11 protein-coding genes and 1 tRNA gene are annotated in these 13,155 nt (G+C 45.1%); 8 read left to right on the top strand and 4 right to left on the bottom strand.

The annotated features are described in order from the left end of the window. Positions 1-80 precede the first annotated feature (80 nt). On the bottom strand, positions 81-926 hold the full coding sequence (locus AC1DP6_RS31455; RefSeq protein ID WP_441576291.1) for a sugar phosphate isomerase/epimerase family protein: 846 nt from the start codon (positions 924-926) through the stop codon (positions 81-83). A gap of 219 nt (positions 927-1,145) precedes the next feature. Here AC1DP6_RS31455 and AC1DP6_RS31450 point away from each other — a divergent pair, with 219 nt between their 5' ends. The 4 genes from AC1DP6_RS31450 to AC1DP6_RS31435 all read left to right on the top strand — a co-directional run bounded on the left by AC1DP6_RS31450 (position 1,146) and on the right by AC1DP6_RS31435 (position 6,160). Beyond that, the gene (locus AC1DP6_RS31450; protein ID WP_477058419.1) at positions 1,146-2,240 is read left to right on the top strand and encodes a vWA domain-containing protein; all 1,095 of its coding nucleotides are present in this window, start codon (positions 1,146-1,148) and stop codon (positions 2,238-2,240) included. 62 nt (positions 2,241-2,302) lie between these two features. After that, entirely contained in the window at positions 2,303-3,808 is a 1,506-nt protein-coding gene (locus AC1DP6_RS31445; protein WP_441576289.1) for a sigma 54-interacting transcriptional regulator, read from the top strand. 242 nt (positions 3,809-4,050) lie between these two features. Next, positions 4,051-5,373 carry a Gfo/Idh/MocA family protein gene (locus AC1DP6_RS31440; RefSeq protein ID WP_477058418.1) on the top strand — a complete coding sequence of 441 codons (1,323 nt, stop codon included), beginning with the start codon at positions 4,051-4,053 and terminating at the stop codon, positions 5,371-5,373. A 49-nt stretch (positions 5,374-5,422) separates the two neighbouring features. Then, positions 5,423-6,160, top strand: coding sequence for a 3-keto-disaccharide hydrolase (locus AC1DP6_RS31435; protein ID WP_477058417.1), 738 nt, complete (start codon positions 5,423-5,425; stop codon positions 6,158-6,160). A 103-nt stretch (positions 6,161-6,263) separates the two neighbouring features. On the opposite strand, the gene AC1DP6_RS31430 is transcribed toward AC1DP6_RS31435, so the two are convergent. Then, entirely contained in the window at positions 6,264-6,749 is a 486-nt protein-coding gene (locus tag AC1DP6_RS31430) for a GNAT family N-acetyltransferase (RefSeq protein WP_477024075.1), read from the bottom strand. Between the two features lie 542 nt (positions 6,750-7,291). After that, positions 7,292-7,362, bottom strand: a tRNA-Cys gene (locus AC1DP6_RS31425). 205 nt (positions 7,363-7,567) lie between these two features. Here AC1DP6_RS31425 and AC1DP6_RS31420 point away from each other — a divergent pair. The 3 genes from AC1DP6_RS31420 to AC1DP6_RS31410 all read left to right on the top strand — a co-directional run bounded on the left by AC1DP6_RS31420 (position 7,568) and on the right by AC1DP6_RS31410 (position 10,556). After that, positions 7,568-8,446, top strand: a complete 879-nt coding sequence (locus AC1DP6_RS31420) for a nucleoside phosphorylase (protein WP_477024076.1) — start codon at positions 7,568-7,570, stop codon at positions 8,444-8,446. A 48-nt stretch (positions 8,447-8,494) separates the two neighbouring features. Continuing rightward, positions 8,495-9,280 (top strand): diaminopimelate epimerase, encoded by a 786-nt coding sequence (gene dapF / locus AC1DP6_RS31415; protein WP_477024077.1) that lies wholly within the window; start codon positions 8,495-8,497, stop codon positions 9,278-9,280. A gap of 97 nt (positions 9,281-9,377) precedes the next feature. After that, positions 9,378-10,556, top strand: coding sequence for a TDP-N-acetylfucosamine:lipid II N-acetylfucosaminyltransferase family protein (locus AC1DP6_RS31410; RefSeq protein ID WP_477058416.1), 1,179 nt, complete (start codon positions 9,378-9,380; stop codon positions 10,554-10,556). Between the two features lie 73 nt (positions 10,557-10,629). On the opposite strand, the gene AC1DP6_RS31405 is transcribed toward AC1DP6_RS31410, so the two are convergent. After that, positions 10,630-12,081: a hypothetical protein gene (locus AC1DP6_RS31405; RefSeq protein WP_477058415.1), complete on the bottom strand. Its 1,452-nt coding sequence runs from the start codon at positions 12,079-12,081 to the stop codon at positions 10,630-10,632. A 125-nt stretch (positions 12,082-12,206) separates the two neighbouring features. On the opposite strand from AC1DP6_RS31405, the gene AC1DP6_RS31400 reads away from it, so the two are divergent. Further along, a complete protein-coding gene (locus AC1DP6_RS31400; RefSeq protein WP_441576281.1) occupies positions 12,207-13,145 on the top strand; it encodes a magnesium transporter CorA family protein in 939 nt (312 codons plus the stop codon). Positions 13,146-13,155 lie beyond the last annotated feature (10 nt).

The following is a 13,155-nucleotide window of genomic DNA, read 5'->3' as shown; positions in this document are numbered from 1 at the left end:
GCAACAATAAAAAATCCGGAGATCCCGGTGAATCATCACCGTTATCTCCGGACCACATCATCCCGGGGATGAAAAGTTAATTACAGGTTAGACACCATTGTTCTCCAGAAAGCAGCACTGGCTTTCACTTCTGGCACATTGTTATCCCAGTTATACTCATATTCAGCAGAAAACAATCCTTTGAACTTCTGATTCTTCAGTGTTTCCAGTACTTTAGGCATCTGGCTAACACCGTTACCCCAGATAACATCATGTGAGTCTGCAGATTTATCGTTCAGATCTTTAAAGTGCAGGCTTACAATATGACCTTCCAGTTTTTTAATACATTCTACCGGATCCAGACCTGAGCGCACCCAGTGGCCAATATCCGCGCAGGCGCCCATTAATTTGCTTCTGCCTTTGATAGCTGCCAGCACAATTTCAGGATTCCAGTAATGACTTGGTTTAGGATGATCGTGGATCGCCAGTTTAATATTGTACTGGTCACACAGGGAAGAAATCAGATCCAGGTCTTCTTCCTTAGGTTCGGAAGTGATGCTCTGAATACCCATTCTGTTGGCGAAATCAAACAACATGCGCCATTCTGCTGCAGATCCTGGTACTACTACACCAAATGCCATCAGCACTTTGTGTTTCTTTTTAAATAAAGATTTCACCTTTTCCTGCTGTTCCGGTGACATGTGGTAATCAAATTTACCTTCAATACCACCACCAATCACCTGGCCTGGAAAAGCTTCCACATACTGGATGCCGCAGCTATCCATTTTATCCAGCGCTTCTGCTAACGTAAAATGATTGAATGTCCATGCCTGCGCTCCCAGCTTCCAGCCCAATGCATCTGCCCTGGCTTGCCCAGCCGCAGATTTTGCAAATAATGCAACTGCTAATCCGCCTGCCAGCATCAATGCATTTCTCAGTTTTTTCATATGAATATTTTTTTGATGATTGAAAGTAGTTGCTTTCAGGATAAAATGCAAGTTTTCACGCAAGAAATTGCAGCGGAGGAGGTCGCCTTCGGCGCTTGTCTTTAGCAGGATCAGTATAATCCTGTTAAAGACAAGCGCCGAAGGCGCTCCCATCAAGCTCTCCGCAACAGGGTGTACTTTCTAACCGAAAAGTGGTAAATTTAATTCAGAAGACGTGCTATGAGAGGAATACAATTTACCAGGTTCAACCCGGACGAAAATAAAAAACCACCTTTCCAGAAACTACTGGACCTTTTTACCCAACTCCTCACCTACACCAGTGGAGATGTTTCAGAAGCGCTACAGTGGCTCACTGAGCTGGATAAGGAATATAATCTTACTAACCAGGATTATGGGATCGGCGACTTTATACAGGAGCTGAAAGACAAAGGATATCTTCGCGAAAACGAGGAAAGCGGTACCGTGGAACTTACTTCCAAAGCGGAACAAACCATCCGTAAAAACGCATTGGAAGAAATCTTCGGCAAACTGAAGAAGTCGGCCACCGGCAATCATAATGTCCGCAAATCCGGTATGGGCGATGAGCTCAATGCCGAAACACGCCCATTCGAATTCGGCGATGGCGTGGACCAGTTGGACATTACCGCCTCCATCCGCAACGCCCAGATCAATCACGGCATAGACAGTTTCTCCATCAGCCAGGACGACCTGGAGGTGAAAGAAACGGATTTCAAAACACAAACGTCTACCGCCCTGATGATCGATATCTCCCACTCCATGATCCTTTATGGAGAAGACAGGATCACACCCGCCAAAAAGGTGGCCATGGCCCTGGCAGAACTGATCACCACCCGGTATCCCAAAGATACCCTCGACATCATCGTATTCGGAAATGATGCGTGGCAGATCGAAATCAAGGATCTCCCCTATCTGCAGGTAGGGCCTTTCCATACCAATACCGTTGCTGGCCTGGAACTGGCTATGGACCTGCTCCGCCGCCGGCGAAACCCTAACAAACAAATATTTATGATCACCGACGGCAAACCCACCTGCCTGAAAATAGGATCTCAATATTATAAAAACAGCTTCGGCCTCGACAGGAAAATACTGAACCGTACCCTCAACCTGGCCGCACAATGCAAAAAATTGAAAATACCCATTACTACCTTCATGGTAGCCACCGATCCATGGCTGCAAAAGTTCGTTCAGGAATTTACCGAAACCAACAACGGTAAAGCCTTCTTTTCCGGCACAGACAAACTGGGACAATTTCTCTTCCGCGATTTTGAAAGCGGTAAAAGAAAATTCTATTAAGAGATCCGTAACATCTCATTCACAAACCGTAATCCGTAATTTGTAATTCGTAATTATAGAAGATGAATACAAGCATAAAAACATTAGGCGAACTTAAAAAAAGTGGCTATAAATCAGTATCAGTAAAAGAAGAGATCAGACGTAACCTGATTAAAAAATTAAAAGATAAAGAAAGTACCTTCCCAGGTATCATCGGTTATGAAGACACCGTAATACCCGATACAGAAAGAGCCCTGCTCTCCAGGCATAACATCCTTTTCCTTGGCTTACGCGGACAGGCAAAAACACGTATGGCCAGGCAAATGACCGACCTCCTTGATGAATATATTCCCATCATCGAAGGCTCCGAAGTAAATGACGATCCCTTTAATCCGCTGTCACGCTACGCGCGCGACCTCATAGCAGAAAAAGGCGATCAAACACCAATCACATGGCTGCACAGCAGCGCACGATACGGCGAAAAGCTGGCTACACCCGATGTTTCTGTAGCTGACCTCGTGGGTGATATTGACCCTATCAAGGCCGCTAACCTTAAACTCAGCTACGCCGATGAAAGAGTGATCCACTTCGGTATCATTCCCCGCTCTAACCGCGGCATCTTCGTGATCAACGAATTACCCGATCTGCAGGCACGTATACAGGTATCCCTGTTTAATATCCTTCAGGAAGGCGATATACAGATCAGAGGCTTCAAAGTAAGGATGCCACTGGATATCCTGTTTATCTTCACCGCTAACCCGGAAGACTATACGAACCGTGGCTCTATCGTTACACCGCTGAAAGACAGGATCGAAAGCCAGATCATCACCCACTACCCGAAAACAATCGAAAACGCCCTGCTCATCACCGAACAGGAAGCCGATATACACGCGGATCAGCTCACAAAAGTGCAGATCGCCGACATGGTAAAGCGCCTCATTGAACAGGTGTCTTTCGAAGCACGCACCAGTGAATATGTAGATAAAAAAAGTGGGGTGTCTGCCCGTCTCACCATCGCTGCCTACGAAAACGCTGTCAGCGCCGGAGAACGCCGTGCCATCATCAACAAGGAAAAAGAAACACAGGTGCGGATAGCCGATTTGCAGGCCATCATTCCTGCTATTACCGGCAAAATAGAACTGGTTTACGAAGGCGAACAGGAAGGTCCCCTGCAGGTAGCGCATAACCTGCTCGACAAAGCCATTCGTACCCTCTTCGCCCTTTATTTCCCTAACCCCGATTCTTTCAAGAAAAAGAAGCAGGGTGCTCCCGCTGAAAACCCCTACCGCAGCGTTATTCAGTGGTTCGACAAAGGCAATGCCGTACAATTACTACAGGATGTCAGCGATAAACAATACGAGGCTACCCTCAGCAAAGTAGAAGGCCTTAAGGAACTGATTAAAGCCAGATTCCCTAAAGCCAATAACAAAGAAGCCCTGCTCCTCATGGAATTTGTACTTCATGGCTTATCATCCTATTCACTCATCAGCAAAAAAGTAGTGGAAAATGAAACCCGCTTCAGTGACCTGCTGGGCACCATGATGAACTTCAGCCTGGGTGGCGATAGCGAAGAACCGGAAGAAGAATAAAGACGCGGAGATTGTCTTACTCAGAATGATGCTGATTTTGATGATTTCCCGGATGTTATTATACAGGATTAAAAAAGCTGAGCGAAGATGAATGCGGATATCCACATTCATCTTCGCTCAGCTTTTTTAACAAAATCAGCATCATCCTGAGTAAGACAAAAACTCGCTGAAATCATTGCTAATTTTCCCTATTTTGTATATTTAAGTGTCAATTCCACAATTCCACAAAACCGTTTTATTACATGAACAATTCCCGTAGAAACTTCATCAAATCTGCTTCTACGCTGATGGCTGGAGCCGGATTGGTATCCGCCCTGCCAGCCTCTCTGCAGGCATTGCCGCTGAGATCCGTGGCTGCCAGCGACCGCCTGAACATCGCTGCCATTGGTATTAATGGAATGGGCTGGGCCGATTTAACAGCCATGCTGAAAAACCCGGCAGCACAATGCGTAGCCCTCTGCGATGTCGACAATAATGTACTCGACAAACGCGTAGCTGAGCTTGCCCAGAAAGGCATCAAAGTAAAAGCTTACAGCGACTATCGCAAGCTGCTGGAAGATAAAAACATCGATGCCGTGATCATTGGCACCCCCGATCATTGGCATTGCCTGCAAATGACAGATGCCTGTTCTGCCGGCAAAGACGTATACGTGGAAAAGCCCATGGGCAACTCCATCATTGAATGTCGTGCTATGGTAGCCGCACAGCAACAACACAGTCGCGCCGTACAGGTAGGACAATGGCAGCGCAGCCAGAAGCATTTCAGAGATGCCATCGAATTTGTACATTCCGGTAAACTGGGCAAAGTACGCCTCGTAAAGGCCTGGGCTTATATGGGCTGGATGAAATCCATTCCTGTAAAACCAGACGGCACCCCGCCACCGGGAGTAGACTACCAATCATGGCTGGGGCCCGCTACCACCAGACCATTCAACGAAAACCGCTTCCATTTTAACTTTCGCTGGTACTGGGACTATGCCGGTGGACTGATGACAGACTGGGGTGTACATCTGCTGGATTATGCCCTGCTGGGAATGAAATCAGGTGCACCTAAATCTGTTATGGCTGCAGGTGGTAAGTTCGCTTATCCCGATGATGCAGCAGAAACACCGGATACCCTCACTACCGTATATGAATTTGAAGACTATAATATTCAGTGGGAACAGGCAACCGGTATCGATGGCGGTCCGTATGGCCGTGATCACGGTATTGCATTTATCGGCAACAATGGTACCCTGGTGCTGGACCGTGGCGGCTGGGACGTGATTCCTGAAAAAGGTAAAATGGAAGCCGTACCCAGACAAAAATCAGTGGACAACGGCCTCGATCTGCATACCACCAATTTTGTGGAAGTAGTGAAATCACGTAAGCTGGATGATCTACATGCCCCGGTACAGGTAGGCGCCCTGGTGGCCACTACTGCGCAAATGGGTAACATCGCATATCGCACCGGCCAGAAAGTTTACTGGGACGACGCCAAAGGCAAATTTACCAATCGTGCTGCCAACAAACTGTTAGCAGCGCAATACCATAACGGCTATAAGCTTCCTAACCTGACCGTATAAACGAAAACGACAACGACATTTTCATCTACCTAAAAAAATAAAAAGACACATGCGTACGTTATTTCTTTCTGCCTGCACGCTGCTATCCCTTGCCGCAACGGCGCAAAACAATGAGCAGATGAAACCTGAAGCCACAGAGGTTTGGGAGCCGGTTCCCAAAGTAATTAATGCCGGAACAGAAACATTAACTGCTCCCTCCGATGCCATCATCCTGTTCGATGGTAAAAACCTGGATAACTGGGAAGCAGAAAAAGGAGGTCCCGCTAAGTGGGAAGTGAAAAATGATGTGATGACGGTAGTAAAAGGTGGTGGAGTTATTAAAACCAAACAACAGTTCGAAGATTTTCAACTGCATATCGAATGGCGCACACCTGCTGAAGTAAAAGGAGAAAGCCAGGGACGCGGCAACAGCGGTATTTTTATGCAGGAGTACTATGAACTGCAGGTATTGGATAATTACAATAACCGCACCTACTCCAATGGCCAAGCCGGCAGCTTCTATAAACAAAAAATTCCGCTGGTAAATGCCTGCAAAAAACCAGGCGAATGGCAAACATATGATGTGATCTGGACTGCTCCCCGCTTTAACGATGACGGGTCTCTGAAATCGCCTGCACGTGCTACTGTACTACAAAATGGTGTGCTGGTACAAAATAATGTGGAGTTGGAAGGGCAAACACAGTACATAGGCAAGCCTTTTTACGTAAAGCATGGCCCTAAGTCTATCGCCTTACAGGATCATGGCAACCCGGTAAGCTATAGAAATATCTGGATCAGGCAGCTGTAAAGCCCTTAGCTTTTAGCTTTTAGCTTTTAGGAAATGCAGCGGATGATTAACATAACATGGTCTTCGCTGCATTTCCTAAAAGCTAAAAGCTAATGGCTAACAGCTAAACCGTCGCTTCTTCTATATTCAGCGATAAATACACCGCATCACTGATAGGATTATCATAATACGCCGCTATCGGCTGAAATCCTAATGAAGTATATAAATCAATAGCTGGTCGCATATGCGCCAGGGTATCCAGCAAAATACGTTTATAACCCAGCCGCTTACTCTCTTCGATAGCTGCGCTGGCAAGGGCCTTCCCTACACCATGTCCCTTAAATACATCCTTTACAAAAAGGCGTTTCATTTCTGCAGTACTGTTGTCGAATGACCGAACCGCCACACAGCCGGCCAACTTTCCATCTACCTGCGCCAGAAACAATGCTCCGGCAGGAGGTACATACACACCCGGCAAGTGTGCCAGCTCTTCTTCAAATTGCTGAAAACTAAGGTCAACATTTAACCAATTGGCATATTCGCGGAAAAGCAGCTTCACCTGGTCCAGGTGCTTGGAATCTTCGGCGGTTACTTTAATAATCTCTGTCATAACCACTTCTTTTAATTGTATATAAAACGCAAAAAGCCTTCTGCATGCAGAAGGCTTTTTGCTTGGATAAATTTAGACAACACTTCTTTTTAGTAGAAATGCTGCCGGATATCTTCATTATCAAATTACATACGCTGTGTAATATAGCTCTGGTATATCATTGATAAATTTCATGCCTCCTGCTTAYTCGTCCTGCCTGATGCGGGGGGATGCAATATAACCTTTTACATTGACATTATCACCGCTATTTTAATAAATATTTTTAACGACTGAAACCTGCCAGCAGTAAGCTTCTACGCATTTGTCTGGCAGCAGATCCGGAGATCCTGAACATTTACAGTACCTGGATTGCTATTTTCAGCCGGAAGGCGATAAAGCCTCAGATATGATAGGAAAGTAACTTGGTAAAACTATGGTAAAACGTTTGGCCGATAAAACATTACTTACGCATGTTACCGCTTTTAATCCAAACGACTGAAATCTGCTACAGGATGGGTATAAAAAGATAAAAGCCGCGATATACGCGGCTTTTATCTTTTCAGAGGTTTCGAGCGGATTCGAACCGCTGTACGAGGTTTTGCAGACCTCTGCCTAGCCACTCGGCCACGAAACCATCTATTTCAAAACGTCCGCCTTAACTCCCCCACTGGCGTACATCTCATTCGTTTTGTGGGATTGCAAAAGTAGTAAATTTCTGATTACCACCAAATATTATTTAAAAAATATCTGAAAAAATATTTTGATAATAAGGCAGAACAAAGGAATATTGAGTCTGGAAAACAGGAAAAGTTGATTCGTGAAAAATAAAAATTAGTACAATGGATAATCGTATTGCAGAATCAGAACTGATCATCAACAGCCGCGGAGCGGTGTATCACCTGGACGTAAGACCGGATGAACTGGCTCACACTATCATCACCGTAGGTGACCCCGACCGTGTAAGTGCAGTAAGTCAACACTTCGATAAAATAGAAGGTAAATTTCAACACCGGGAGTTCGTTACTCATACCGGTTATATCGGTAATAAACGCCTGTCTGTAGTTTCTACCGGCATCGGTACCGACAATATCGATATTGTGCTCAATGAGCTCGATGCACTGGTAAATATTGATTTCAACACCCGTCTCGTTAAATCCGAACTCACTTCATTACAGATTATACGCCTGGGTACTTCCGGTGCTTTACAGGAAGCTATTCCTGTAGATAGCTTCGTGGTATCTTCTCATGGCCTGGGCCTCGACAACCTGATGCCCTACTATGCTTTTGAAAATACCACCGCCGAAAAACAACTGCTGGAAGCCTTCCGTGGACAGGTATTCCTGCAACCCGGCGGCGCCAACCCATGCCTCTTTGAAGCATCCGGAAAATTGCATGACCATTTCAGAGATGGTTTTCATACAGGCATCACCGTTACCTGCCCCGGTTTTTATGCACCACAGGGCCGGGTACTGCGCGGCACCTTATCTAATCCCAACCTGATCGACAATCTGACCGGCTTCTCCTACGAATCACACCGCATTACCAACTTTGAAATGGAAACATCCGGCATCTATGGTATGGGCCGTGTACTGGGTCACGAATGCCTCTCTATCAGCGCCATCGTGGCCAACCGCATCCGCAGGGAATTCAGTAAAGATGGCGGCGCAGCAGTAGCAGCACTCATTGAAAAAGGACTGAGCATTATCGCAGGTATATAGCGGACAAGATCCCGCTGCGGCATTGCTTATTTTTTTATCTTTGTCATCATGAACAATATCCACTTTTATAAATATCAAGGTACCGGAAATGATTTTGTGATCATGGATAACCGGGACGGAAAATACGACTGGCTTACAGACGAACAGGTGAATGAATTGTGCGATCGCCGCTTTGGCATCGGTGCAGACGGATTAATGTTGCTGAATAAAAGCGAAGACTACGACTTCGCCATGAAATACTACAATGCGGATGGCCGCGAAGGTACGATGTGCGGCAATGGCGGCAGATGCCTCGTTGCCTTTGCGCATAAAATGGGCGTAGGCGACGGTAACCTGTACTTTATTGCAGTAGATGGTGAACATGAAGCCACCATGGATGGTGATAGCTGGGTAAACCTGAAAATGTCGGATGTACATGATGTGGAACATGGCCCCCTCTACTATTACCTGAATACCGGCTCCCCGCATTTTGTAAAATTTGTGGAAGATGTACAGGCAGTAGATGTTTTCAACGAAGGCCGTGGCATCCGCTACAACGAACGCTTTGCCGAAGAAGGTACCAATGTCAACTTCGTGCAACCATTCGAAAGTGGCATCTTTGTCCGCACCTACGAAAGAGGCGTGGAAGATGAAACCTATTCCTGCGGTACCGGCGTAACTGCAGCCGCACTCACTTTTGCCGGCAAAGAAGAAAAAGAATACACAGTTCCCGTACAAACTTTAGGCGGACAACTGGAAGTACGTTTCTCTAAAACCGGAGAACGCACCTTCAGCGAAATCTGGCTCTGTGGCCCCGCTACACTGGTATTTGAAGGCGATATTACCGTAAAATAATCAGACCCGCTTTAGATCGTTTTTGCCGGAGCTTCCGGCAAAAACGGCTACTATCCGGCATCCTATCCAATCATAGCAGCAGTATAAACAGAATTGCATGAATTATCATTTAATGGTCGACGACAAGTTCATCAACGGCTTTATTCAGGATGCAGAAAAAGTAGCGCCGGGGAAAAATGCATATATCATTGATAACTGGAAAAATAAAGCGCAATTTGTAAACTCCGGCCTGGTAACCTTTGCTCCCTTTTATACCCCTGCTTTTACGGCTATTTTAAAAAAGGTGACGGATAAAGACAAAGTATTTGTACACTGGGCATCCGATCTGGCCGTAAACGCCGTACTGAAACTCCCCCCCAACGTTACAACGGGCATGTTCTTCTGGGGCGGCGATGTGGTGGAAATTCCTGCCTCTCGCTTCAAAAAAACGATATACGGGCCTTTAAGTCTGGAATACTTTGAAAAAAATGAGGAACGACCTCCGCTGAAGTTCAATCCCTTGCGCCCTAAAAGGGTGCTAACGTCTTTCGCCCAACGTTTTTTCAACTACAAAGGACCAGAACGTGAAGTAGCCCGCACCCGGGAACTCTTTTTTAAAAGATTAAATCTCTTTCTCAACTGGAGCCATATTGACTATGAATGGGTATTAAATCATTATACCACTCCGGCAGCATATAAATACTTCTATTACGGTGTTGATCCAAAGCCTGGTGCAGCTGATCAGGCATTAATGAATGCGCCTAAAGATAATAGCATTACCACCATCCTGTTGGGCAATTCAGACACCATCACCAATAACCACCTCGAGGCGTTACAAGCCTTATCTGCCTATAAGGACATGCCCATTAAGCTGGTCATCCCCCTCAACTATGGCAACCATAAATATGGCGACCTCGTGGAAAGGGAAGCTATCCGCATCTTCGGAGCCGATAAAGTGATAGCCTTACGCAGCTTCCTCCAGCGTGCCGATTACTATAAACTACTGGCACAGGTAGATGTAGCAGTGATGTTCCATTATCGTACCCAGGCGGCTGGAAATATGCGGGCATTGCTGTACCGAGGCAAAAAGATTTTCATTCATAGTAATAGTACAACGTACCAGTTCCTAAAAACAAATGATATCGCTTTTTTTGACGCCAAAGAAATCGGTCAGGTAGATTTCAAACAGTTTATTGCGCCGTTGGATCAGGCCGCAATTGATAAAAACATTGCGATTGTGGATAGGCTATTTAATGAAGAGGAGAAGTTGGAGTCGCTGAAGCAGGTGCTCAATTAAGCAAGCCTCCTGTAAAAATAAAACAGCCGCCGCAGATCATTTCTACGGCGGCTGTTTTATTTTATCACCTTCATTATTGCTTGCCTCTCAACTTATCAATCGTTGAATAAACAGTACTGTTAATATCATCAGACACCCGAAGCACCAATATCAGCGAAACAAATATCACGGCAAACAACGCTCCCCTGATCGCGATATCAATAAACGGATGTATTATAAACGGGATCCACATGGTACCAAAATAAGCTATCAGCGCCACGCCTATTGCTTTCAAAGTATTCGCAGTAAAAGGTTGTAAGCCAAATTTCATCCAGATAAACACATACCTGATAAGATTAAACACCAATATGGAAATCAACTCGGCATAACCGGAACCCGTCATCCCAAAATCACGAATCAGGAAATAATTTAACGGGAAAGACAACGCCAGCAAAACTATCGAGCTATACAAATCATAACGCCAGAAACGGGATGTAGCCAACACCTGGCTATTCAGCCCCGTTCCCATATCAATTACCCTGGCCATGCCCAGGCATAACACCACATATTTACCCTGACTGTACGCCTCCGGTAACAACTTGAAAAAACTATCGATGTTGAGCCAGATAATGAAAAAAATAAACAATCCATAAATTAACTGCAGCAGGGAAGACTTGGTATACACTTCGTCGATCTTCCTCATATCCCGCTCTTTCCAGGCCTGCGCCAATACCGGCAGGCCAATGGCGGAAATGCTACGTTGCGGAATCAGTATCAGCATCGACACATAATTGACAATGGTGAGGTAGGCCACATCTCCCAACCCCTTGGTACTGGCCAGAATCAGCGACGCTATATTCTTCGCCAGCAACGAAAATAAGATCGCTCCCAGCAACGAAAACGAATAGGTAACCATCCGCCCTGATAATCTACGCGTAACCTTACTCACCTTAAAGGTGAAGTGCAGAAAATGATGCCGGTGCAGGTATACCAGTAATGCCAGCAGTAATACACCATATAAAAGGGAAAATAACCACAGAAAAGCATCAATGCCAATCCATTTAAAATAATAAGCTACAATCAATACAGTGGTAAGTAAACGCATTGCCAGCTCCTTCAGGAAGTTAGGAAATACTGACAGGTGCCTGGAACCGCTATAGCTCTCAAAAATGGCAAACACCGCAAATAAAAAAACGTTGGGATATAACAGGTAGAAATAAGTGATAAACAACGGCGACTTCTCTATATAAGCGTTGATGATCATGTCTTTAAAAAAAACAGTACCCGCCACAAATAATGTAAACCCTATCAGGGTCGCCAGCAGCGCCCAGGTTAACATATCATTATCTTTATCCTTCAGGTGACTGGAATAATAAGGAAAAAAACGGCTGATAGTAGGCACAGAACTCAGGGTACAGACAGGTACCAGGATCATGGCAATTTCAGGTAACAGGCGGGTCAGCGCAAACTGTTCCTCACTGAATAAATGGGGAAATAAGAAAACAATATTAATACCGCCCACCGCAAACCCAATGTAAATCAGCAATGTCGAATTTATACTCTGTTGTTTTATGACTCCCATTTATATATAAATAAAATTAACTATTCCCTAATCTGCAATATTACACCAAATGGGAACATGATTCAACATTTTAAGTACCTTTGCGCCCGATGATCCAGTATTTCACAAATATAGATTCCAAAACTGTAGAAATAAAACAGCCGGAAAACGGTGTATGGGTAAATATTACCCCTCCCCTTAAACAGGCCGAATTTGAACAGTTATCGGAGGAGTTGGATATTCCCCTCGACTTCCTCACGGATTCCCTGGATATTGACGAAAAATCAAGGTTTGAGCTGGAAGACAATGTAAAGCTCATTGTACTGAAAACCCCCACCGAAAACAATTCGATCAACGAAAGTGAAGCCTTCTATATCACCATTCCGATTGTGATTATCCTGACCCATCACCAGATCATCACAGTCAATTCTTTCGATAATACCGCTATCAAAAAATTCCTGAACACCTTTCATAACCGCTCTCCGGAGAAAAGGAATATGATGGTACTGAAAATATTTGAAAAGGTAGTTATCAACTTCCTGGATTATCTGAAAGAAATTAACCAGCGCAGAAACATGCTGGAAGCTAAACTCTACGATTCCAACCGGAACGAAGAGCTGCTGGGTATTATGCGTATCCAGAAAAGCCTCGTATACTTCGTTACTGCCCTCCGCAGTAATGAACTCCTGCTCATGAAACTGGAACGTACCAATTTCCTCGGCCTCAACGAAGATGAAAAGGAATTCCTGCAGGATCTGATTGTAGATACTTCACAGGCACTGGAAATGGCCAACGTATATACCAACATTCTGAGTAGTACCATGGATGCCTTTGCCAGCATCATTTCCAATAACCTGAATGTGGTGATGAAGCGTTTGACCTCCATTACCATTATCCTTACATTTCCCATGCTGGTGGCCAGTATCTATGGCATGAACGTAGATATTCCCTATCAGCATACCATGCACGCTTTTTATATACCGGTCATTCTTTCTATCGCTATTTCCGTAGTGATCAGCTGGTATTTTATGAAGAAAAAATGGTTCTAACCCTCATCTA

Source organism: Chitinophaga sp. 01L420 (assembly GCF_056399985.1).
Note: the sequence above shows the minus strand (reverse complement) of the source record. Positions and strands in the feature narration are given on the sequence as shown.

What these genes read in the sequence shown, in the direction of transcription:
- AC1DP6_RS31450 (WP_477058419.1), top strand. Translation starts at nt 1,146, where the DNA reads ATGAGAGGAATACAATTTACCAGGTTCAACCCGGACGAAAATAAAAAA.
- AC1DP6_RS31435 (WP_477058417.1), top strand. Translation starts at nt 5,423, where the DNA reads ATGCGTACGTTATTTCTTTCTGCCTGCACGCTGCTATCCCTTGCCGCA.
- AC1DP6_RS31430 (WP_477024075.1), bottom strand. Translation starts at nt 6,749, where the DNA reads ATGACAGAGATTATTAAAGTAACCGCCGAAGATTCCAAGCACCTGGAC.
- AC1DP6_RS31410 (WP_477058416.1), top strand. Translation starts at nt 9,378, where the DNA reads ATGAATTATCATTTAATGGTCGACGACAAGTTCATCAACGGCTTTATT.
- dapF (WP_477024077.1), top strand. Translation starts at nt 8,495, where the DNA reads ATGAACAATATCCACTTTTATAAATATCAAGGTACCGGAAATGATTTT.
- AC1DP6_RS31455 (WP_441576291.1), bottom strand. Translation starts at nt 926, where the DNA reads ATGAAAAAACTGAGAAATGCATTGATGCTGGCAGGCGGATTAGCAGTT.
- AC1DP6_RS31440 (WP_477058418.1), top strand. Translation starts at nt 4,051, where the DNA reads ATGAACAATTCCCGTAGAAACTTCATCAAATCTGCTTCTACGCTGATG.
- AC1DP6_RS31400 (WP_441576281.1), top strand. Translation starts at nt 12,207, where the DNA reads ATGATCCAGTATTTCACAAATATAGATTCCAAAACTGTAGAAATAAAA.
- AC1DP6_RS31420 (WP_477024076.1), top strand. Translation starts at nt 7,568, where the DNA reads ATGGATAATCGTATTGCAGAATCAGAACTGATCATCAACAGCCGCGGA.
- AC1DP6_RS31445 (WP_441576289.1), top strand. Translation starts at nt 2,303, where the DNA reads ATGAATACAAGCATAAAAACATTAGGCGAACTTAAAAAAAGTGGCTAT.